The following is a 22,850-nucleotide window of genomic DNA, read 5'->3' on the forward strand; positions in this document are numbered from 1 at the left end:
GAAAGGGGGCGCCGACCTCGTCGGTCGACGCCCCGTGAAGAACGCTCGGTCAGCTGCCGGCGAGCTGCGTGTCGAGGTCCTGAATCGCACGCATCATGCCCAGCAGCGACTCCGACATGTCGTTGATGCCATCAACCGCGGTCTTCAGACCCGTCGTCAGCTCGGTGTAACCCTCACCGAACTTGCCCGACGCATGCTGCGTCTTGAAGTCCTCACCCAGAAGGGTGTCTACCTGACCCTTCAGCGTGTCCAACTGACCCTGAATGTCATCACGAGCCTGCGACAGCGACGACGCCACCTGCTCCATCTCTGCATAAGACGCACCGAAATCGGCCATCGTCCACACCTCCGGAAATCGAATGAACCGGACCCCTCCGGCCCGATACCCACAAACCTAACAACCCCCACCCCCACCGTCGATGGGGAGACCTCCCCATCCCGCATCCGCGATGGGCGAAGAACCGGACTCAGGGGCGGGGGATGACGCCGGCGATATCGATCTCGCCGTCGTAGGCGAGCCACGCGACCCAGGCGGCGGGCGCGAGCGTGCGCGCCTGGGCGATGGTCGTGGCGTCGATGCCGGCGCTCGCCAGGGCATCGAGTCGGCGGGACCACACGGCCTTATCGGTCGCCGTCGGCGAGGACGACGACGCCGCCCACTCGGCGTCGCGGCGCATCTGACGCAGGTCGCCGGGATCGACGGATGCTCGCGCGCCGGTCGAAGGCGCGGCATCCCGACGCCGCACCAGGTCGCTCCGGATCGTGACTCCCGCGATGAGGAGGGCGATCACCGCCGTCATCGGCAGCCAGATCGCGAGGTCTTCCGCCCTGAACCCGCGGTCATCGCCGGTCCCGAGAACGAGGCGTATCGCGAGCATCGCGACGCACAGCATACCCACCAGCACGGACGAGGTCTCGCCGACGCGGGCGCTCTGAACGTCCGGCACCCGCAGGAGGAACGCGATGAGGAGAACGGGGATGGCAACCGCTCCGGCGATGAGAGCCGTCGACATCGCGAGCTCCGGATCCATATACGCGTTCTTGCGGCCCGGGGGACCGAGCATCACCGCCGCCGTCAACGCGGCGGTCAGACCGCTACCGCACCGAGAGGGTTCGTGCGCTCAACCCGGCACCGCATCCGACGAACCCGCTGGTACGGCGTCCTCCTCCGCCACCCGCTCCCAGGCGAACGTCGAGACGATGGAATCGCTCAGCAGAGCCAGCTCGTCGATCACCTCGGCGGGGAGCACATCGCCGTCGGGGATGACGATCGTGGACGTGAAGACGAGGGCTTTACGGCGCTGCGTTCCCGGCACCGGGATGACGTAGGTGATGGTGCGGCCGCCGACGCCCTCGATCGACGACGCCCCGGACGGGCGCTTCGCCTCGGTCATCCACCGCACGATGTGCTTGACGTGGTCGTCGAGGAACGTAGCGCCCCGAAGCCGGAAGGCCTCGGTAACCCAGCCGTCGAGGTTCTCGCCGTGCGCGGCCGTGAGCAGCGAAGCCGTGATCGAGAGCGGCAGCAGCTCCTCCATCGGCACGTCCTGCTGCCGATAGACGGCGAACACCTTGGTGTTGCGCATGACCTGATTGACCTGCGCCATCATCGTGCGGAACTCGGCGTCGAGGTCGGGACGCCCGGCCTGCATGAAGATCGCACTCGCCTTGCGCACGTCTTCCTGCTGCGCGGCGTTGGTGGGAACGTGCCGCACCCAGCCCGGGGGGAGCACCAGGCGGAACGGTGGCACGCCGAACCGCATCTCGACACCGAGGTCGTTGATCTCGTTCACCGAAGGGCTCCTCGCGATGGTCGGTCCGGGAAGGCGATCACGCCGGCAGGGTGATGCCGTCGATCACGCGGAGGATGTGCTCCTCCATGAGGGCGAAGGACTCGAGCGTCGAGCCCATCGCCTCGATCATGATGACCCATTCTCCCGCACGGAGCATGACCGTCCAGTTGGCGATCGGGCGCGCGACGCCGTCGACGACGACGGCGGAGGTGCGGCGCAGCAGGAATCCGTTGCCGTGCGAGTCGGTCTCGAGCTGAATCAGCTCGGATGCCGCCGAGTCGGGGAGCGTGGCGATCTCCTCCAGCACGGCGCGCTCATCGAGCGCCTCGGCATCCGCCACCGTGATCTCGACGAGGACGTCGCTGTACACCCCTCGGGGGATGAACCAGAGTTGCGTCGCGGCGTTGCCCGCGAGCCCTGCGAGACCCTGCGCGGTGAGGCGGATCGCGTCGAGATCGCCATCGGTGAGCGTCGAACGCGACGCGTAGCGCTCGACCGCCGCGTCGACCCACGCCTCCACTCCGCCGTCGCTCGCGAGATCGCGGGCGGTCGGCAGCGGGAGGAACCATTCGTCGTCGTAGGCGAAGTCCCATCGCGCGTCGGTCGCCGTCTCGACGGGAAGCGGCGTCATCGGGTGATCCCGTTCAGCAGGCCAGCGGGCGAGAGGCCACCGGACGGTCGCCCGTTGGTCATGGCCACGCCCTTGTCCGCCCACTTGTAGACGTTCCATGCCTGCTCGAACAGCGTGGGAGGACTCGCGTCCATCACCGAGCGAAGGGCCTCGGGCAGTTGTGGCCGCAGGCGGTTCGCGTAGCCGGTTCCGACCGCGGCTGCTTCCTGGAAAGAGACGGTGAAGGATCTGTTCGCGCCGCCGAGGAAGCGTTGTCCCAGTCCGGCCAGTGTGAACGGTCCAGTCATGCGCGTCCGCGAGACGTTCTGCACGAATTCCGCGAAGTTCGCCTTGCTCGCCGCACGCCAATTGCCCGGCTTCGCTACGATCCCCCGGATGCTCTGGATCTGTCCGAGTGGGCCGGTGAGCTGCTTGGGGATCGCCTTGAAGAACTTCCCGAGCCCCTGACCGAGCTTCCCGATCGGCAAGACCCCGACGATCGCCCAGGCGAGATCGCCCCAGCCCTTGCGACCGTCGAACATGAGCGCGACGGTGAGAGCGAGCGCGATGACGCCGACGACCAGCGCCGCGATCGCGAAGAACGGGCCCCCGATGATGAGGCCGAGGACGGCGATCGCGAGCCCGACCCAGCTCACCCACTCGGCGACGACCGCGAGGACTCCCGCGATGTCCTCCCAGGTGGAGTCCTTGCCGATGTCATTGGCATCCGTGAGTCCCGACACGGCCGTCTCGTACGCCTCGTGCCAGGTGTCGTACTCGGCGTCGAAAGCGGCGAGGTTGTCATCGTGATCGCTCGATGCCGTGCTCAGAGCGCTTTGGGCTCCGGATGCCGCAGAAGCGAGCTCCTGCCCCGCAGCGGTGTTGGCCGCCGCGGCGTCCTCCTCCGGCGGGTTCAGCCGCGTGTTCGTGTTGTGGGAGCTCAGCGCGGCCGATGCATCCGCCGCGTCCGACTGCGCCGTCTGCAGGGCCGTGAGGCTGGACTCGCAATCCGCGACCACCGTCTGCATGCGCGACTGCACCTGGGCGAGCGCCGTCGCGTAGGCGGAGAGGGTCGACCCCGCCGGCGTGTAGCGCCGACCGGCCTCGTCGAGGTCTTTGTGGACGTCGTCGATGACCTCCTTGATCCTGTCCATCGCATATCCGCGACCGACGATCGTGCCGTCCTTGATGCCCTCGAGAGTGCTCGCCGCCTCGACCATGCTCTCGCCGAGCTCGGTGATCTGCGACCCTCGCGTAGAGATCGCCGCGGCATCCCCCGCGACCACCTCGACATCGCGTCCTCTGTGCGTCTGCATCTTCCCGCCCCTCCGTGTCAGTACGCCACCGGCGCGTGACCGCCGGATCCGCCCGCGCTGCTGCCCGACTGCTCCATCGACGTCGCCATCTCGGAGTCGAGGCTGGTGACCTCGTCGACCGTGCCCTGCACTCGCTGCGCGACTTCTTTGAGCTTCGTCAGCAGCTTGTCGCGGCTGTCGTTCCAGCTGCCCTCGAAGTCGTGGCAGCGGTCCTGAAGCCGACCGTCGCCGTAGGGCCGTGCGACGGCGGCCTCGACGTCGTCCTGGCGCCCCGACGCCGACTCGAACTCGCTGACGATCGCCGTGAGCTGCTCGCTCGTGGTCTGCAGATACTCGATCGGCACGATCATGCTCTGGCCGCTCATCGCCCCTCCTCAGTTCCTGGACGATACGACATTAGTGGGCGGCGACGTCTCACACGATGGGGAGCACTCCCCATGTTGCGGATCACCGCGCCGTACGGCGCGCGGCGCCGTTCTCGGCCTTCTTCGTCAGCGCCCGGATGCTCTCGCGATCGGCCAGGATCCCCAGCTCCGTGATGCCGGCGGCACCGAGGCCCCGACCGCGCGTCTTCGCCGCGGTGGTGCGGATACTGGTGGTGGAGGCATGCTCCATGACCTCGCCGAGCCGTGTCCATCGCCGGAGGTCCTGAGCGTCGAGTTCCTTCCGATGCGCGCGGCGCAGTCGGCCGAGACGCCTTCCCCCGGCCTTCCGCTGACCGAACGTCTCGCTGTACTCGTCGCTCCCCTTCTCCAGGATCCTGCGCTGCTTCGCCTCCGTGTCGGTGATCACCGCCGCGATCTCCTGGGCGTAGCCGGGCATCCCCCGGAGGATCCGCCGCTCCTCCGCGACCCATCGCCGCAGCAGTGCATCCTCGCACTCGTCGCAGAGATTCCTCGGCGCGACCCCGTCCGTCGCGTAGCCGCAGTCGCACGGGATCCCCCCGCGCTGTGCGCGCCGTGGGGGCGCCCATCCGAACCGCTCCCGCAACGACGCGGCACCCACGACGCTCTCGTGCAACTCCCCCAGATGCCCCTCCCCGCTCCGGCGCTGCGCCTCGCGCACCAGCGGCTCCCACCGCTCCGCATCACCCGCACGCACCAACGGCTGCGCCTCCCGCGCATACTCCGCCAGGACCGCGAAGACCTCCGCCTCCACCAGCGCAGCCTTCAACACCGACGCCGACGTCGCCCCCGGCCACGACGGAAACGCCGCATCGCGTGACAGCTCGCGCACCCGCGCCTCACCCGCCGCCACGAAACGCTCCCAGACAGACGTCAACGCCTCGTCACGCTCGAGCACGCCCCGCTCGAACTCCACCACCGCATCGAACACACCCATTCGAAAAGCGTAAGCCGTGCCCGCCTCCGAACGTGCTCACCGACTGTGCCGGACCGCCGCCGCACCGTGCTTCGAGGCGAGGCGAAGATCCACCGTGACGAGTTCCGTGAGGGCTGCCGCGCCGAGTCCGCGCGGGGCGACCTTCGCGGCGGTCTCGCGATAGGCGGTCATCGCTGCCGCCGCGATCGGGGCAGCGGTCGCCGACCAACGGGCGAGGTCGACGGCCCGCAGCTCTGCGCGGTGCTTTCGGCGCAAACGACCCAGCGCTCTGCCGCCCGCCCGACGTATGCCTGCAGCGTCAGAAGCGGTGTACTCGCCACCCTTGACCCATGCTCGCTCCTGCTTCACGGCAACCTTCGATACGACTGCGGCGACCTCTTCCCCGTACGTCGGCAGTGTTCGCAGGATGCGTCTCTCCTCACCGACCCATCGAAGAAGAAGCAGGTCCTCGCAGTCATCGCAGAGAATCCTCGGCACGACCCCGTCCGTCGCGTAGCCGCAGTCGCACGGGATCCCCCCGCGCTGTGTGCGCCGTGGGGGCGCCCATCCGAACCGCTCCCGCAACGACGCGGCACCCACGACGCTCTCCTGCAACTCCCCCAGATGCCCCTCACCGCTCCGGCGCTGCGCCTCACGCACCAGCGCCTCCCACCGCTCCGCATCACCCGCACGCACCAACGGCCCCGCCTCCCGCGCATACTCCGACAGGACCACGAAGACCTCCGCCTCCACCAGCGCAGCCTTCAACACCGACGCCGACGTCGCCCCCGGCCACGACGGAAACGCCGCATCGCGTGACAGCTCGCGCACCCGCGCCTCACCCGCCGCCGCGAAACGCTCCCAGACCGGCTTCAGCGCCTCGTCACGCTCGAGCACGCCCCGCTCGAACTCCACCACCGCATCGAACACACCCATGCGAAAAGCGTAAGCCGTGCCCGCCTCCGAACGTGCTCACGTGAGAAAAGGGAGACCGGATGCCGCGCCGGCGGCGCGTCACGGCCTCCCACCGTCCGGCACGCCGAAGCGGCGGCATCCGCTCCGGGTTTTCTCCCGACCGGATGCCGTCGCAGACGCGAGCTCAGCCGACCCGTTCCCCCTCGACCAGCGGCATCTGCACCGTGACCTGACGACCGGCCTGCACGAAGATGCCTCGCCCCTCGGGGAAGTCCGTGCGCTTGACCTTCGGGAACGGCACCTTGAACACCGCGTCACCGTCGAACGAATCGGGCTTGAGGATGATGCCCTTGCGCCCGGCCTTGAAGTCGCCGATGAACCCGAAGCCACTCGTCACCTGCGTGACGTCGGCGTCGCCGATCATGAGGTGGTCGCTGCGGTTGATCGCCTGGAACAGCGCCTTCATGTCGCGCTCCGCCGGCGAATCCGCGAACTGCGGCACGTCTTCCACCACGATGAGGATGCGGATGCCGAGTGACTCGTCGGCGACGAGCTCGACGAGCTCCTTGGCGAGCTCCTTCGCCTCCTCGGGTGTGGTGGCGCTGCGCGTCCAGTCGGCGTAGCCCTTGAGCTGCGCCCGTCGTCCGCCGAAGTGGAACAGCTTGACCGCCGGATCGAGGCGCCGCATCGACGTGATGAGGCCCTTGAGAGCCGTGGTCTTGCCCGACTGCGGGGGCCCGGCCACGACGAACGTGCCGACCGGGTCGAAGTCGCGTGCGGCGAGGGTGTCCTCCGCGACGCCGAGCACCGGGAACTCGCCCAGGCGATCGGGCAGGTCGCGCACCGACAGGCGGGTCGGCAGCGCACCGATCTCCTCGACCTCCCGCACGCCGGCACCGCGCAGCTGCGCCGCGAGCTGTTCGAGCAGCTTGGTCTGCTCGGCCACGTTGGGAGTGCCGCCGAGCGTCGCGATCTGCGTCTCGAGACCGTCGACGATCGCGCGACCCGGCGCGGATGTCTCGTCGAGCACGTCCTTCGGAGCATTGAGCATGGCGTAACCGGAGTCGTCGGAGAGGCGCAGCACCACGCGGCGAGAGACGTTCGCGCTGACCGCCGTGGGCACCGAGCCCGAGCGGTCCGCGCTCGCGATCACGTGCACGCCGAGCGGCCTGCCCTCGCCGAGGATGCGCATGAAGGTCTGGTAGAACGGCATCCGCGCGGTGGTCGATTCCCACTCGCTGCGGAACTGCGGGAAGCCGTCGATCAGCAGCAGGATGCGCGGCTCGCGCGACCCGGTGATCTCGCGGTACTCGGTGAGGCTCGAGGCGTTGGCGGCACTGAAGCGCTTGCCGCGATCGTCGAGCACGCGCGCGAGCGAGCGCAGGATGCGCTGCACGCGCTCGGCATCATCGCCCCCGATGATCGATCCGACGTGCGGCAGGACCTCGAGGCTCTTCAGCGCACCCGACCCGAAGTCGAGGCCGTAGACCTCGACGTCGGCGTGCGCCGCGTGGAACCCGGCCGCGATCGCGACGGTGCGCAGCACGGTCGACTTGCCCGAGCCGCTCGTGCCGTACACGAGGAGCGAACCGTCCTTGTCGGGCACGAAGTACGCGGGCTCCTGCATCTGCCGAGAGGGCACGTCCATCTTGCCGAGCAGGATCTGCCCGTCACCCAGCACCGGCAGATCGCGGATGTCGACCGCGCGCTCGAGGTCGTCGAGCCACGGGCGGCGCGGGGCCGGGATGCCGGCGATCGAGGATGCCGCGACGAGCGACGAGACGATGCGCTTCTGGTCGTTCGGGCCGAGGTCCTCGTCGTGCGAGTCGGACTCGGGCGCCTGGTCGGCCTCCCACGTCTGGATCGATCCGAACCGCAGCTCGGCCACCTTGACCTCGGCCTGCTGCACCTCGTCGGTGGTCCATCCGCCGGCGTACGCCGACTGGAACGGCACGAGACGACCGGGGCCGGTCTTCGCGATCCCGCGACCGGGGAGCGAGGGCGGGAACGACGCCGCCACCGGGTCGTCGACGACGTCCTTCGAATCGGACTCGTCGGCCATGCGCAGTGCCACGCGCAGGTTGGTGTTGGCACGCAGGTTGTCCTTAATGACGCCCGCGGGCCGCTGGGTCGCCATGATCAGGTGGATGCCGAGGGAGCGACCGCGCTGAGCGATGTCGACGACGCCGTCGACGAACTCGGGCACCTCTCCGGCGAGCGCCGCGAACTCGTCGATCACGAGCACGAGGGCCGGCGGGGTCTCGGGGTCGCGGCGCTTCTCGAGCTCGAGGAGGTCCTTCGCCTTCTTACGGTTGAAGAGGTGCTCGCGGTGGTGCAGCTCGGCGCGCAGGCTCGTGAGCGCCCGACGCACGAGGTGCGGGCTGAGGTCGGTGACCAGTCCCACGCAGTGCGGCAGATCGACGCAGTCCGCGAAGGCGGATCCACCCTTGTAGTCGACGAAGAGGAACGTCACCCGGTCCGGGCTGTGCGCCGCCGCCATGCCGAGCACCCACGCCTGCAGGAACTCGCTCTTACCGGCGCCGGTGGTACCACCGACGAGGGCGTGCGGCCCCTGCGTGCGCAGGTCGAGGGTCATGGCATCCGTCTGCGACTGCCCGATGATGGCGCGCAGGTTGCCCGCCTTCTTCAGGCGCGACTGCGGCGCGCCGGAGCGGTCGAGGATCGTGTTGTTCTGTCGCCAGCGGTCGATCACCGCGTGGGGATCGGACGCCAGTTCCGTGCCGACGAGCGACAGGAACATCACCGAGTTCGGAATGTCGGAGGAGTCCTCGATCACGGTGCTCGAATCGACCACCGGAGCGAGACGCTTGGCGAACATCGTCATGTACGAGTGCGAGACGCCCTCGACGCGCACGTCGTCGTAGGCGACGCCGTTGCGCACCGTGCCGACCCGCGCGTGCTCGAGGCCCGCCGAGACGTCGACGAAAGAACGGCAGGCGGCCGGCAGCGACTCGACCACCGGGGCGACGAAGAGGCCGTAGACGCCGACATCCGCTCCCCGCTCGAGGATCTGCGTGAGGCGCGCACGGTCGACCGGCGCATCGTTCGTGACGATCACGAGGATCGCGGTCTGCCCGGGGAACGTCGCCTCTTCGGCGGCCCGCTTGACGTCGGTTCCGTAGTACATCGGATCCCAGTCGTCGCCGTAGGGCGGGCGCTGCGACTTCGCCTCACGCGAGCGGCGGAGCACGATCTCCTCGAGACCGTTGAGCAGCGCCGTGCCGGTCGAGGCGGAGTCGGCGAGGGCGACGTCCTTGAACGGATTGCGCTCGCTGGAGGTGTGCGGAAGCCACTTGAGCCAGTCGAGCTCGTTGGCCCACCCGGGTTCGGTGAGCGCGACGGTGACGAGCTCGTTGGGCGAGTGCATGCCGAACAGCTGCACCGCCAGACCGCGCAGGGCGTCGCTGGCGAGCGAGGTGGGGCCGGCGACGCCGATCGATCCCGAGCTCTGCAGCGACTCGAGGATCGGCACGTCGTCGATCATCTTGTACCGCTCCTCGAGGCGGTCGACGCGCTCGAGGTACTCGGGCAGCGCCTCGGGGATGTCGGCGCGCTTGATGCGCGTGCGCGATTCGTCGGTACAGGTGCCCAATCGCACCGCGAGGAAGTTCCAGTGCTCGGGGCGACGGGTCCAGAGCAGCGGGCCGAGACGCATCGCCTCGTCGAAGACGACGGCGACCGCCGGCACCTCGTTCTGACGCACCTCGCGCTCGCGGGGCTGGGCGAGATAGAGCTTCTCCTCGAGCCGCTCGAAGTGCTCCTCGAACTTCTCGACCTCTTTGCGCAGGCGCTGACCGAGGTTCGTCTTCTGCGAGATGAAGTTTCCGAACATCATCAGCGGAGACATGAAGACGATGAGAAGCGAGCGCGGGTTGCCGCTCATGGCGTAGATCGCGGCGCCCAGCAGGATCGGGGCGACCAGCATCGGCCAGGGGAAGAGACGCTGCACCTGGTCGCGGGGGTAGCGGGGCTCGTCGAGTTCTTCGCCGGTGAAGCGGGGCTCGACCCGCGGGCTGCGGTTGAACAGCAGCGCTCCGCCGCGCTCGAGCACGGGGTCTCCGGCCGCGGAGCCGTCGAAGTCGCTCACGAGGTGCACGACGAACTCGCAGTCGCCGAGGGTGAAGCGCTGGCCGGGGATCACGCGCAGGCGCTGCACGAGGCCGCCGTCGACGAGGATGCCGTTGGCCGAGTTCAGGTCGACGATCTCGACGAAGGTCGTCGCGACCTCGATGCGCGCGTGGCGCTTCGAGACGAGCGGGTCGGCGATCGTCACGTCGTTCGCGGCGTCGCGACCGATGAGGAAGTGCCCGATGGGCAGGGCGAACTCCTGGCCCGTCGCGGGGCCGGCGACCACCGTGAGAACGGCGGCGGGGCGCGCCCCGGCGGTGCCGACGGATGCCCGGTTCGGACCGAGGTTCACGACCTCCGCGAGGAAACCGGAGCCGAGCGGGGCGTCGCCGACGAGCAGGTCGGGGGTGAGCATGGTGAGCTGCTCGCTCGTCGGCGGGGCGACGGAGAGGGTGAGCACGTCGGTCGGCGATGCGGGGATGCTGCGGGTCGGATCGCTCGACGCGATCTGCCGCGCGACGTCGGCCACGGTGGCCGTCGAGTCGGCCATCACGACGATGTCGGTCAGGGGTGCCGCGGGGCGGCGCAGGGTCAGCTTGACTCTCATCGTCGATCCTCACCGCGCCCGGGGCGCGTCTCTCGTCTTGCGGCGGTGGGGCGCACGGCCCCGGTCATGCCTGCTCCACCCGCATCGTGCGGTCTCCGAAACGCACGGTGTCACCCGTGCGCAGTTCGGCGGGGTGCCCGGCGACGAGCGGCGTCTCGGCTCCGTCGCGGATGATCGCGCTCCCGTTGGTCGACGCACGGTCGACCACGAACACGCCGCGGCGCGCGGGCATCACGGCCACGTGGGTCTTCGAGACCGAGCGGGTCTCGTCGGGAACGGGGATCAGCTGCGCTTCGCCCTCGCCGGCCGCAGCAGCGGGTGATCGCCCGAAGAGGGTGGTTCCGCGCACCTCGACGCGCGCGCCCGAGTCGAGCACGAGCACGGCGCGGATGCCGTCGCCGACCTCGGCCCGAGCAACGGATGCGGGGGCGGATGGCGCGGGAGCCGCGGCATCCGAGACGGCGGCCGGCGCCGGAGCCGCCGGGGCCTGGGGCGGCGACACGACCGCTGCGGAGGGAACCGAGGCGGGCGGTGCGGGTGAGGGTACGGCCGGAGCGGGAGCCGCGGCCGGAGCGACCGGGAACACGGGAGGAGCGCCGGTCGCGAGCGACGGCGGCACCGTGGCGACCATCAAGCCCGGAGCCTGAGCATCCGTCTTCTCCGCGGGCGTCTGCGACCGGTGCGCTCCGATGACCCCACCCGAGAGGCGCGCGCTCGGCACGTACTCGGCGGGGGCGTCTCGGTCGATCGGGGTCGCGAGCGAGGGCAGCGGCGCCTTCTCCTCGTGCTCCGAGATCTTGACGCTCTTGCGAGCGATGCGCATGCGCTTCTGGTCGTAGGGGTTGAGTCCCCGGCGCACGTCGACGAACCAGGTGCCGGCGGCGAGGTCGAGCCACCCGCGCCCGCGGCGTTCGATGTCGAAGAGCGGCGACAGGGCGATCACGAGCACCGGGCCGATCACGGGCACGATCAGCGAGGCGTAGGCGAGGAGGTAGCGCACGACGGCTCCGCGCCAGAACTTCGGGCGCTCCAGGGTGCGCACGTTCACCGAACGGATGCCGCACACGGCCTTGCCCAGCGTCACGCCCTTGCGTCCGTGCAGCACCAGCTGCACGATCACGTAGGCCAGGGTCAGCACCTGCGAGACCGCCACCGCGACGATCACCCAGACGAGATCGCCGCGGGCGAAGAACGCGTCTACGTCGAACCCGCCGGAGGCGCTGTCGACGAGGACCGGTGTCAGCACGATCAGAGCCGGGAGCGCGACGAGCACCGCCACGGCCCACTCGAGGAGCGAGGCGAGCACACGCGATCCCGTGCGCGCGGGCAGCAGACCCAGCGACGCGGCGTACGCCGGGTCGGGGCGTCCGTGCGCGTCGAGACCCTCGACGACGGACGTGCCGTCGTCGATCTCCCAGATCACTCCTGCTCCCCTTCGACCTCGTCGGCGTGCGAGATGTCGAGCAGCGGAAGGTCCTCGCGACTGACGAGACGCGAGGCGATCACGTGCTCGACCAGGCGGGCACGGCGGTTCGTGGCGAAGCTGCGCTGCCCTCCGCGCATGCCGGGCACGCCCACGCGGTCGAACTTGTCGCACACGTTGTCGAGCTTGCGGTTGAAGCGGGTGACCGTCCAGCCCAGCCGCTCGGCGGCCTTCACCGATGTGGGGATGTCGCTCATGCCCGTGCCGTCACGGCGCAGCTGCGGCTCGGCGAGGGCGAGGATCAGCAGCTTCTGGCTGAGGGTCAGAGGCACGTCCCCGATGGTCGACGCACCGCCGTCATCGTGGTCGCGCCGGGTCGCGCGGAACGCGGGCTCCGCGGCGTGCAGGGTGAGCTCGTAGGTCGTCGGCCCCGCGCTGAAGACCACCGTGGTCTTCTCGAACACCAGCGGCAGTCGGGCGCCGGGCGCGAGCCAGGCCTGCACCCCGCCGGCCGAATCGGTCACGGTCGCCGTCAGCCGCGTGCCGACGTTCGACAGCCACCACAGCCCGTCGGCATCCGTGATCTCGAGGAAATGCCGGTGCAGGAAAAGATTGTCGTCGAGCTCGAGATCCCCTTCTCTGCCCACGATGAATCGGCCCCCGCGCTCGATGGGGAAGTATTCCCCGGCGAACTCGACGGTCACTCCGGTCGTACCGCTCACTCCACGCACCCCCGTACCGGCTCCGAGGCTCTTCCGTCCTCGCGCCGAAGCATCACTTCGATGCACACGATATCGCCCGCCGGGCTCTCGACCTGCACCGTCGTCTCGGCTGTCTGCTTCTGCTCGCCGACATCGTCGAGGCGCACCTGGTGCCAGAGGTAGCTGTCGCCCTCCTGCGGAGAGGGGTTCGTCCAGGTGAACGTGACGGTCGAGCCCTCGCGCGTACCCGTCGGCGCGGCGAGCGTGGGGACCACGTCCGGCACGACATCCTGCGGCTGCGCGTCTTCGGATGCCTGAGGGGCGGGTTCGGGTTCGAGGCCCGCGACGAGCAGGTTGAGTCCGACGATGCCGCCGATCACGAGCACCACCGCTGCGGCGGCGAGACCGATCCAGAGGCCCGCGCGCGAGCGCCGGGCATCCGTCGTCGCCGGCGCGGGAGCCGCCGGGGCACCGGCTGCCGACGGTGCCGGGACGAACACCGGGGCCTCGGGCGCGACCACCTGCGGCGCGCGCAGCAGGGTGCGCTCGTCGTCGGGGACGGGCGGGGGCACCGGCGCGGCCGAGGGCCGAAGCTGCGTCTGCTCGAACGCCGACGGCACGACCGGCGCGTCGAAGCGGGGCACCTCGGGCGTGCGGGGCGGGGTGTGGCGCTGCGTCGTGGCCGAGGGGCGGGTGGAGGTCGCCATGTCGGGGTCGATGCTGACGACCTCGCGCACCCGGGTCAGACCGTCGTCGTCGTCTTCGAGTTCTTCGGCGGACGGATGCTCGTCGACGATGTCGATCGGGGTGACCGAGTGCGACAGCTCGATCTGCACCTTCTGCAACGCCCGTGCGAAGGCGACCGCGCTCGGGAAGCGGTCGTCGGGGTTCTTCGCCATGGCCCGCTCGAGCAGCCGCTGGAGGCTCTCCGGGGAGTCGGGCCGGCCGAGGTGCGGCAGTGCCGCGCGCTCGATGCGCTCGATGAGATCGGCGCTGGAATTGCGCTCGCCCGGGCGCTCGAACGGCGAGCGCCCGGCGAGCAGCGTGAACAGCGTCGCCCCGAGGGCCCAGACGTCGGTGCGCGGGCCGCTCGTGGGCGGCTCGGCGAACGACTCGGGCGGCGACCACGGGATCGACATGCCGGACGCCTCGGTGGTCGCACCGGTGGTCGACGCGATGCCGAAGTCGGTGAGGGCCGGGCGGTTGTACTCGGTGACGAGGATGTTCGCGGGCTTGATGTCGCGGTGCAGCACCCCGGCGCGATGCGCCGTCTCGACGGCGCCGGCGACCTGCACGCCGACGCGCAGCGCCTCGGCGACCGAGAACGGCTCCTTGCGGGCACGCAGCTGCAGGTTCGGACGCGGGCAGTACTCCATGACGAGGTACGGGCGGCCGTCGCCCGCGACACCGGCCTGGTAGATCGTCACGATCGCGGGGTGCGTCGAGAGCATCGCCATGACGTTGGCCTCGTCGGCGAACTCCTGGGCGGATCCACTCGAGATGCGGTCGGCGAGCAGCACCTTCACGGCGACCCGTCGCCGCGGCATCTCCTGCTCGTAGAGGAAGACGTCGGCGAAGCCGCCGGTGCCCAGCGGCTCCACATAGGTGAAGCCGGGAAGGTCGGGCGGCGGTGAGGGGCGACGATTCACGGCAGGTCCTCGAAGGCGACGGTGATCCCGTCGCCGAGGTCGACCACGTCGCCGGTGAGCACGAGCGTCTGCTCGCCCGGGTGCAGCCGCACGGGGTCGGCGCCTGGACGCAGCAGCGTCGATCCGTTCGTGGTGTGCAGGTCGATCACGACCACGGTGTCGCCCTCGGGGCGCACCTCGAGGTGGCTGCGGGAGATGTCCTGCTGCGGGCTCTCGACGGCGATCAGGTGCGGGAGGCTCGCTCCGCTGGCCCGCGTGGAGCGCGGACGGCGCCCGATGATCACGGTGCGATCGAGCTCGACGACCTGTCCACTCGATACCCGCAGACGGCCGACGGTCGAACCGTCGGCTGCACCGGCGACGGGCAGCACGGCGGTCGGCGTCTCGTCGGCCGAGGCGGGCTGCTGGCGCAGGGCGCGCAGCTCGGCGGCCGAGATCGTCGCACCGTCGTGATCGCCCTGCGCGGGCAGCGGCGGTACCGGCGGAGCGTCGGCGGGTGCCGGTGCGGTGTGCACCGTCGCCCCGAAGAGCTGGTCGAAGATGTCATCGTCGTCCGGCGTGATCGTGTCTTCGGCGGGCACCAGAGTGACACCGTCGATCACGGGCAGCGGGCCGGACTCGGCGCGCTGTTCGGGGATCTCCTCGGTCACGGGGGCGGCGTCGACCGCGGACCCGGCGTCCGCCGACTCGGGGGCAGCGTCCTCGGGCGCCGCATCCTCGGGCGCCGCATCCTCGCGCGCATCGTCGTCGGGGGAGGCGTGCTCGGGAGCGGCATCCTCCGGGGCGGCCAGCGCATCCGTCGCGTCCGTCGCGTCCTCTGCCGGCGGCGCGGGGATGATCGGCACGGCGGCGGCAGGCGGGGAGGAGACGGATGCCGGTACGACCGGAGTCACCCCCACCGACGGCGCGGCCACGGGCGGGGGCGACACGGCCGGGGGTACCGGAACGGCGCCGACGAGCGGGGCGCTGATGGCGGCATCCGCTCCGAGCGCCGCGCCTCCGAACAGGGCGAGCGGCACGGGGGCGGCGGCGAGCGCCGTGGCCGAGGCACCGTCGTGCGTGGCGACGACGACCGGCGCCGGCCCGAGCGCACCCGCCAGCGGAGCGGCGTCGTCGGATTCGAGATCGGCGCTCACGGCTGCCGCGCGCACGATTCCGGTATGCACCGGCAGACCCGCGTCACCCTCGACGGTCTCGACCGTGATCTCGATGCGCGAGGCTCCGCCGACGAAGCGCTCGCTCCACGTCGTCACCTCGGCACCGGAGAGTTCGTGGGCGCCATCGGTCGCGGTCACACGGGCGGTGACCCCGCCGCGCAGCGCGATGCGCACATCGGCGCCCTCGGCGACCGCCGCGACGAACGGCGGCAGCGCGGTGAACGACCCGCCCGCCTGCGTCGTGAGCACGTCGACCACCGTCGCCAGCGTCTTGTGCGCGGGGAGCCGCTCCCACAGGGTCGACACGACCTCGGTCGGGGCGTCCGGCGGCAGCGCGACGAGCGCGCCGGGGATCACGATGAGATTCCACTGGCCCGGGCGATAGATGGTCTGCATCAGCGGCCCCCTCCTGCTGCGGCTTCACGCGGACGCGTGTTCATGTCGATGTCGTCGTCGGTCGCGAGCAGGGTGCCCGGCCGCGAGGCGACGGAGACCGCATCGGCGACGATGACGGTGATGTTGTCGCGTCCGCCGGCGGCCACGGCCGCCTCGATGAGCGCGTCGGCCGCCCGTTGCGGATCGGGCGTCGTGCCGAGGATGTGGCGGATGCGCTCATCCGACACCTCCGAGGTGAGGCCGTCGGAGCACACCAGCATCCGATCGCCCAGCTCGGCCGGGAACATCCAGTAATCCGCGTCGCCGGTGCTGGAGGCGCCGATCGCCCGGGTGATGATGTTGCGCCGACGGTCGGTCAGCGCATCCTGCGGCGTGAGTTCGCCGGCCTCGATGAGTTCTTGCACGACCGAGTGGTCGACGCTGATCTGCTCGAGCTCGCGATCGGCGAAGCGATAGGTGCGCGAGTCGCCGATGTTCACCGCAAGCCAGTAGCCCATGCCGTCGACATCGGCGATCACGACGCCGCTGAGAGTCGTGCCCGCACGGCCGTTTCCCGAGGTCGACAGCTCCTCGACGCGCTCGCGCGCCGTGGCCAACGCTCGGCGCACGTCGTCGAGTTCGAGCGCCATGCGCCCGATCGAGAAGGCGAACTCGGCGATGACGGCCGCGCTCGCACGTTCCCCCGCCTCGTGCCCGCCCATGCCGTCGGCGACGACGAACACGGGCGAGGTGGCGAGATAGGCGTCCTCGTTGAGCGGTCGACGCAGACCCGCGTGCGTCGCCGCCCCCGACGAGACGACCAGTCCGGGCCTCATGCGTACCCTCCGACCGTGACGATGCGGTCGCCGATCTCGATCGCGTCGCCGAGCCGAATCGGCACGCGCTGCCCGGGCGGGCAGGCGATGCGCTGACCCTCGCGCACGATCGTGGTGCCGTTGGTCGAGTGGCGGTCGAGTACCCATCCGCCCGAGATCTCTGCGGCGGCCTCGAAGTGGGTCTTCGAGAGCGAGAGCGTCTCGTCGCGCACGGCCACGGTCGCCGCTCCCTCCTCGGGGCCGGGATTGCGACCGAACACGGTGCGACGCGAGACCGAGACGCGGGTGCCGTCGTCCCACGTGAAGATGAGGCGGTGCCCGGGGATGCTGATGCGGGTCGACTCGACGTCGGGGTCGTCGACGAGGGGCGCCGGGGCGGCGGGCGCGGGCGGCGCGGGGGGTGAGACGGATGCGGGCGCGGCGAGCGTGGGATCGGCGACCGGTGCCGGGGGCGCGGGCGGCGCCGGGGCGACGGGCTCCGATTCGGGAGCGGCCGGTGCCGGGGCCGAGGGCTGCGGCGGCCGCGGCGGAGCATCCTGCGTCACTCCGGGGACGAAGGCGATCAGGTCGCCGCCCCCGCCGATCGGCGCGGCCGGCGTCGCCGGAGCGGAGAACACGGGTGCCGACGGCGCGTAGGCCTCGGCCGGAGCCGGAGGGGCCTGCGGACCCCCCACCGCGGCGGGCGGAGCGGCGGGTGGCTGACCAGGAGCGGCCGGCGCCGCGTAGGGCGAGACCGGAGCGTTCGGGGTCGGGGCGTGCGGGGCTCCGTACGATCCGGGGTGGGGCAGGCCCGGGATCGCGGGCGGCTGCGCCGGAGCGGACGATGCGGGGTACGTCGGCGACGCGGTGTCGATGGTCGGAACGGCCGTGGTCGCCGGCGCCGCGATCGGCACGATCCCGCCCTCGGCTCGGGCGTCGAGCATGAGCGACCGGCCGACCTTGTCGTGCCATCCCTGGAAGCGGCCCGACCCGTCGAACAGCGGCGTGAAATACCCCACGACGATGCCGGCGGCGAGACCGAAGATGACGTTGCGCACGAGGGCGCGGCCGAAACCGATCGGCGACCCGTCGGTCTCCGACACGAGGCGCAGGCCCTGTGCCCGCATGCCGATCGACCCCGCACCGGCCTGCATGTTCGTGTAGACGACGAACCAGCCCAGCAGCACCAGCCCGACGAGCGGCCCGCCGATGGTCACCGTCAGCAGCGACGCTTCGAGTCCGCCCGAGAGCGCGGCGGCGATGCCGAGCACGACGCTGAGTACGATCGCCAGACCGCCGGCGATCAGCGCGTCGATGAGGTACGCGACCGCGCGCCGGGAGATCGGGGCGATCTGCCCGAAGGGGAGCTGGGTCATGGGTTCTCGCTCTCGGGGGCGGTAGTGCGGTCGTTGTTCTCGATGGTGCCAGGTTCGCGGCGTGCGCGCGCGTCCGCCGAGTCGGCGACACGGGCGGCAGCGGCATCCTTCAGGTTCTGGAAGCCGTGCGACAGAGCCGTTCCGCCGAGGAGCGAGCGCAGATTCGCCCGCGCCTTCCAGCGCCGCCAGAAGCCGGCCTCCTTGCCCAGGCCGCCGACGATGTCGTCGACCTCGCTCCAGAACGCCTCGACGTCGGCGGGCGTCGGATCGGTCGGGCCGAAGATCTCGGCATCCGCCCGCTGCGCCAGAGCGGCCGCCTTCGGCACATCGAGCGTGGCGACGACGGTCGCGGCGTCCTCGACGCGCGTGCCGCCCGGAGCGATCCGCGCGCCGTAGTCGGTGGCGCGATCGGTGAGTTCGTCCCAGCCGCCGCTGATGCGATCGGAGGTGCGCGCGGCGCTGCGACGCGCACGGCGCTTGGCCGCCTTCCACGCGCCGATCACGATGAACGGCGAAGCGAGGATGGCGAGGATCGCGAGCGTGATCCCGCCGATCGCGAGGATCGTACCCAGGATGCCGAGGATGTTGAGCGTCTCGTCCTCGGACTTGCGGTCGTCGGGCAGAGTCGGGGGAAGATCGACCGGCTCCTGCGGCGGGGGCGGCGGCTGCAGGACCTGCGGCTTGGGGTCGACCCGCGGTTTGGTGTTCTGGTCGTTCGGCACCTGGTCCTCGGGAGGGGTCGGGTTGAACGGCAGCCACCCCACGCCCTCGAAGTTCACCTCGACCCACGCATGCACGTCATCACCGGTGGCGGCGAACTCGGCCGCCTTCGCGTCTTCCTCATCGGGGTAGTACCCCATCACGACGCGGGCGGGGATGCCGACCTCGCGGGCGAGCAGTGCCATGGCGACCGCGTACTGCTCGTCGTCACCGATCATCTGGTCGCCGCCCACGAGAGTCGAGATGCGCTCCGCGGTGTGGCCGGCGCGAGAGATCACCTCGCCCTCGAGGCCGTGGCTGAAGAACCCGCCGTCGGCCAGCATCGTCTCGAGCGCACGCACCTGCTCGATCGGCGACTCGGCCTTCGCGACCGTCTCGGCGGCGAGCGAGGTGAGCTCCTCGGGCACGTTGCTCTGCTTGGGCTGGGCGACGTTGCCGAAAGCGACCTCGGCGAGCCGATCGTCGTCGACCTCGTTCGGGATCACGGTGTCGACGGTGTACGTGTCTCCCGCCGAGAGGCGCGACGTCGCCACCGCCGTGCCGGTCTCGGCGTTGTAGAACGTGCCGCGGCGCAGCTCTTCGGCGCGGTCTCCCGTGTACTCGATCTCGGAGACGGCCCCGGCATCCGGCACCCACACCCCGCTGTACTCGGCGATCTCGACCTGCAGGGTGACCGGGATCCCCTCGGCCTCGGGCGACATGTCGGAGCGCAGCGGCGTGAACGCGCTCGACGACCCCGGTCCTCCGTCGGTGACGTTGTAGACCATGCCGTCGAACTGGTCCATGACGGCGATCCGGATGCGCGCCTTCTCGGGCAGGCCGCGCACCGTGAAGAGCGTCTTGACCTTCTCGTCGCGCACGTTCTTGCGGAACGCCTGCAACGGGCTCGGGTAGTCGCGGATGTCGAACGGCGGGATGATCACGTCGCGGAACACGTGGCGGGTCTCGGCGGGGGCGGCGACGGCCGACGACGCGATGCCCGCGCCCGCAGCGATCGCGAGCACGGCCGCGCCCGCCAGCAGCCGGCGCAGGCGCATGTGCGCGGCACGGGAGGGATCGACCTCGCTCACCGAGATCGCCGAGTTCTGCGGGGCCCACAGCTGACGCAGCGCCATCCAGGCGATGGCCACGACCGCGAACACGAGTCCCTGCACGAGCGGGAACGCGGTCTCGGGGGTGCCGAGCGCGATCACCAGCACGAGCAGCGTGCCGGCGGGGATCAGCGCCCACGCGACGTTCGACAGCTTGAGCGCCAGGGAGGCCGTCACGACCGACGCGACGAGCGCCAGCAGGAACGGCACGAGCAGGTGGCCGTCGGCGGCCGACACCGGCGCGACGGTCGTGAGCATCTGCTTCCACGACGTGACCACGCCCAGCGCGAGCATCAGGAGCGTGTCGAGCGTCGGCACGAACCCGGCGATCGTCGTGCCGGGAAGCGCGAGTGCGCCCCCGAAGACGAAGTACACGGCGATCGTGAGGCCGGCGATGATCAGGATGCCCCAGCGCCGCCAGGCCGAGACCCCGGCGACCGCGAGGCCGAGGAGAAGCCCGCCGATCGCGGCGGACAGGAACGAGCCGCCGGCGAATGTGGGCCAGAAGCCCAGGAGGATGGCGCCGACGAGCAGCGCCGTGGCGACGAGATCGAGGATCCAGCGGCGCAGCGGCAGCGTCTCGGGCGCGGCCGGGATCACGGGCGCGGTCATGCGAGCACCTTCTGCAGGGCGAGGGGGATCTGCTCCAACGCGCCGATCGTCACGACGTCGGCATCGCCGATGCGGCGCAGCTCGGGCGAGGACAGCGTGGAATCGGTGACGATCGCGAGCACGCGTGCCCCGAAGGGCAGCCGCGCGCACGCGAGCCGCAGGTCTTCGGCGCGCACCTTGGATCCGCACACCAGCACGACGATGCTGGCGAGGGGCATGCTGGCCGCGAGAACGCCGGCGAGTTCGGCGATGCCGCCCTCGCGGGGCTTGGAGTTCTCGACGGCCGAGAGCGAGTCGAGCAGCTGCTTTCCCGTGCTCGACGGCAGCTCCCGGCCCTGCACCCGCATGTCGACGCGCTGCGAATCGCGCAGAGCGCGCAGGCCGATCGATCCGGCGGCCGAGATCGCGAGCTCGAAGTCCTCCTCGCGGGCGTAGTCACCGGTCGAGCGCGACAGGCCGATCACGAAGTGCGAACGGCGGGTCTCCTCGTACTGGCGCACCATCATCGTGCCGGTGCGGGCGGTCGACTTCCAGTGCACGTGACGCAGGTCGTCCCCCGGCTGGTACTCGAGGAGGGCGTGGAACGAGACGTCGTCGCGCGACAGGTCCGTCGCCGGCATGCCCTCGAGATCGCGGAGGAATCCGAGGGACTGGCCGTCGAAGAGGATCGTGCGCGGGTGCACGAAGAGATCGACCGGTTCGTCGCTGCGCCGGGCGCGCTCGAAGAGACCGAGGGGATCGCCGCGCACGACGCTCACCGGACCGACCTTCACGACGCCGCGCTTCTGCGTGGGGATCGCGAAGAGCTCCTCGGCCTCGGCACCCGGGGCGAGGCGCTGGATGCCGAACTCCCCTCGACCCGAGCCGACCGGAAGCACGACCCGCGACGGCAGGATGGCGCGAGTTCCGCGGTTCGCGAGAGTGAGGGCGCCGATCGCCCGCTCCCCCACCACGACCCGGGTGCGGGCGAGGTCGAGCGAGACGTCGTAGGCCGTGCGGCCGATGAGGAACAGTGCGCACAGCGCGACGGCGATCGCGATGACGAGGGCGGTGATCGTGAACTCCGCCCAGCCGGCGACCTGCCCGAGGATCCAGAATCCGACGGCGAGGCCCATGAGCACCCACGCGAGCGGACGCACCGCCTGCGCGATGAGACGGAGGCGCGCGAGCATCCGCACACCGACGACGGCCGCGATGTCGCGCCAGCCGGCGTCGCGGTCGATCGTGGGGTGCGTGCTCTGCAGGGCCTCCGTGGTCATCAGGCCGCCGTTCGCGCCTGCGGGGCCGCCACGGAGTCGAGAACCCGGGCGATCACGGTCTCGCTCGACGTGCCGGCGAACTCGGCCTCGGCGTCGAGCAGCATGCGGTGCTGCCAGACGGGGCGGGCGAGGGCCTTGATGTCGTCGGGCAGCACGAAGTGGCGACCATGGGCGGCGGCCCACACCTTCGCGATGCGGATCATCGCGATCGCGCCGCGCACCGAGACCCCGAGACGGGTCGCCGAGTCGGTGCGGGTCGCCTCGGCGAGCTCGGCGGTGTACCGCAGCACGGCGGGCTCGACGTGCACCGTGGAGGCGAGGTCGGCCATGTCGGCGACCGCACTGGTGGTGATGATCGCGGCGAGGCCGGCGGAGGGGTTGCGGTCGGATGCTCCCGCCAGGATGCTCTCGGTGACGGCGAGGTCGGGGTAGCCGATCGACGTCTTGATGAGGAAGCGGTCGAGCTGGGCCTCGGGCAGCTTGTAGGTTCCGGCCTGCTCGATCGGGTTCTGCGTCGCGATCACGAGGAACGGGCGTCCGGTCTCGTGCGTGACGCCGTCGACGGTGACGCGCGACTCCTCCATGACCTCGAGCAGGGCGGACTGGGTCTTCGGCGAGGCGCGGTTGATCTCGTCGGCGAGCACGATCGACGCGAAGATCGGGCCCTTGTGGAACTCGAACCGGTGCTGCTGCTGGTCGTAGATCGTGACGCCGGTCACGTCGGAGGGCAGCAGATCGGGCGTGAACTGGATGCGCGCGCTGGTGCCCTGCACGGTGGCGGCGAGGGCCTTCGCGAGGCTCGTCTTGCCGGTGCCCGGCGCATCCTCCAGCAGCACGTGCCCCTCGGCGAGCATCGCGGAGATCACCAGGCCGACGATCTCCTGCTTGCCCTGCACCGCCTTGTCGACGTTCTCGACGAGACGGTGGAACGTCCCCTGGAACCAGGTGGCCTGCTCGGGAGTCATGGTCATGAGTGTGTCGTTCCCTGTTCTCGTGGGGTGTCTTCGCGTGCGGGGGCGTGG

At 70.7% G+C, this 22,850-nt stretch carries 18 protein-coding genes; all 18 read right to left on the minus strand.

Annotated elements, in window-relative coordinates:
* Positions 1-49 precede the first annotated feature (49 nt).
* Positions 50-337, minus strand: coding sequence for a WXG100 family type VII secretion target (locus tag ACIPVN_RS07530; protein ID WP_247623521.1), 288 nt, complete (start codon positions 335-337; stop codon positions 50-52).
* Positions 338-467: 130 nt separating this feature from the next.
* The gene (locus tag ACIPVN_RS07535) at positions 468-1,064 is read right to left on the minus strand and encodes a hypothetical protein (RefSeq protein WP_400441543.1); all 597 of its coding nucleotides are present in this window, start codon (positions 1,062-1,064) and stop codon (positions 468-470) included.
* 57 nt (positions 1,065-1,121) lie between these two features.
* Positions 1,122-1,793, minus strand: a complete 672-nt coding sequence (locus ACIPVN_RS07540; RefSeq protein WP_400441546.1) for a hypothetical protein — start codon at positions 1,791-1,793, stop codon at positions 1,122-1,124.
* Positions 1,794-1,830: 37 nt separating this feature from the next.
* Positions 1,831-2,424, minus strand: coding sequence for a hypothetical protein (locus ACIPVN_RS07545; protein WP_400441549.1), 594 nt, complete (start codon positions 2,422-2,424; stop codon positions 1,831-1,833).
* Positions 2,421-3,719 (minus strand): hypothetical protein, encoded by a 1,299-nt coding sequence (locus ACIPVN_RS07550; RefSeq protein WP_400441552.1) that lies wholly within the window; start codon positions 3,717-3,719, stop codon positions 2,421-2,423. Before ACIPVN_RS07550 ends, ACIPVN_RS07545 begins: the two co-directional genes overlap by 4 nt.
* A 17-nt stretch (positions 3,720-3,736) precedes the next feature.
* Positions 3,737-4,084 carry a hypothetical protein gene (locus ACIPVN_RS07555; protein WP_247623530.1) on the minus strand — a complete coding sequence of 116 codons (348 nt, stop codon included), beginning with the start codon at positions 4,082-4,084 and terminating at the stop codon, positions 3,737-3,739.
* An 82-nt stretch (positions 4,085-4,166) separates the two neighbouring features.
* Positions 4,167-5,060, minus strand: a complete 894-nt coding sequence (locus ACIPVN_RS07560) for a hypothetical protein (protein WP_400441556.1) — start codon at positions 5,058-5,060, stop codon at positions 4,167-4,169.
* A gap of 36 nt (positions 5,061-5,096) precedes the next feature.
* Positions 5,097-5,975: a hypothetical protein gene (locus ACIPVN_RS07565; protein WP_400441559.1), complete on the minus strand. Its 879-nt coding sequence runs from the start codon at positions 5,973-5,975 to the stop codon at positions 5,097-5,099.
* A 163-nt stretch (positions 5,976-6,138) separates the two neighbouring features.
* Complete coding sequence (locus ACIPVN_RS07570; protein WP_400441562.1) at positions 6,139-10,650, minus strand: FtsK/SpoIIIE domain-containing protein; 4,512 nt, start codon at positions 10,648-10,650, stop codon at positions 6,139-6,141.
* 64 nt (positions 10,651-10,714) lie between these two features.
* Complete coding sequence (locus ACIPVN_RS07575; protein ID WP_400441564.1) at positions 10,715-12,073, minus strand: RDD family protein; 1,359 nt, start codon at positions 12,071-12,073, stop codon at positions 10,715-10,717.
* Positions 12,070-12,795: a hypothetical protein gene (locus tag ACIPVN_RS07580; protein WP_372491565.1), complete on the minus strand. Its 726-nt coding sequence runs from the start codon at positions 12,793-12,795 to the stop codon at positions 12,070-12,072. Before ACIPVN_RS07580 ends, ACIPVN_RS07575 begins: the two co-directional genes overlap by 4 nt.
* The gene (locus ACIPVN_RS07585) at positions 12,792-14,423 is read right to left on the minus strand and encodes a serine/threonine-protein kinase (protein WP_400441567.1); all 1,632 of its coding nucleotides are present in this window, start codon (positions 14,421-14,423) and stop codon (positions 12,792-12,794) included. The genes ACIPVN_RS07580 and ACIPVN_RS07585 overlap by 4 nt, the downstream gene beginning before the upstream one ends.
* Positions 14,420-15,976, minus strand: coding sequence for an FHA domain-containing protein (locus ACIPVN_RS07590; protein ID WP_400441570.1), 1,557 nt, complete (start codon positions 15,974-15,976; stop codon positions 14,420-14,422). Before ACIPVN_RS07590 ends, ACIPVN_RS07585 begins: the two co-directional genes overlap by 4 nt.
* Positions 15,976-16,791, minus strand: coding sequence for a PP2C family protein-serine/threonine phosphatase (locus ACIPVN_RS07595; RefSeq protein ID WP_400441574.1), 816 nt, complete (start codon positions 16,789-16,791; stop codon positions 15,976-15,978). Before ACIPVN_RS07595 ends, ACIPVN_RS07590 begins: the two co-directional genes overlap by 1 nt.
* Complete coding sequence (locus ACIPVN_RS07600) at positions 16,788-18,146, minus strand: RDD family protein (protein WP_400441577.1); 1,359 nt, start codon at positions 18,144-18,146, stop codon at positions 16,788-16,790. The genes ACIPVN_RS07595 and ACIPVN_RS07600 overlap by 4 nt, the downstream gene beginning before the upstream one ends.
* Complete coding sequence (locus tag ACIPVN_RS07605; RefSeq protein WP_400441579.1) at positions 18,143-20,569, minus strand: transglutaminaseTgpA domain-containing protein; 2,427 nt, start codon at positions 20,567-20,569, stop codon at positions 18,143-18,145. Before ACIPVN_RS07605 ends, ACIPVN_RS07600 begins: the two co-directional genes overlap by 4 nt.
* Entirely contained in the window at positions 20,566-21,828 is a 1,263-nt protein-coding gene (locus tag ACIPVN_RS07610) for a DUF58 domain-containing protein (RefSeq protein WP_400441582.1), read from the minus strand. The genes ACIPVN_RS07605 and ACIPVN_RS07610 overlap by 4 nt, the downstream gene beginning before the upstream one ends.
* Positions 21,828-22,799, minus strand: coding sequence for an AAA family ATPase (locus ACIPVN_RS07615; RefSeq protein ID WP_400441585.1), 972 nt, complete (start codon positions 22,797-22,799; stop codon positions 21,828-21,830). The genes ACIPVN_RS07610 and ACIPVN_RS07615 overlap by 1 nt, the downstream gene beginning before the upstream one ends.
* Positions 22,800-22,850: the final 51 nt, after the last annotated feature.

Source organism: Microbacterium sp. NPDC090003 (assembly GCF_044748385.1).
Taxonomy (GTDB): domain Bacteria; phylum Actinomycetota; class Actinomycetes; order Actinomycetales; family Microbacteriaceae; genus Microbacterium.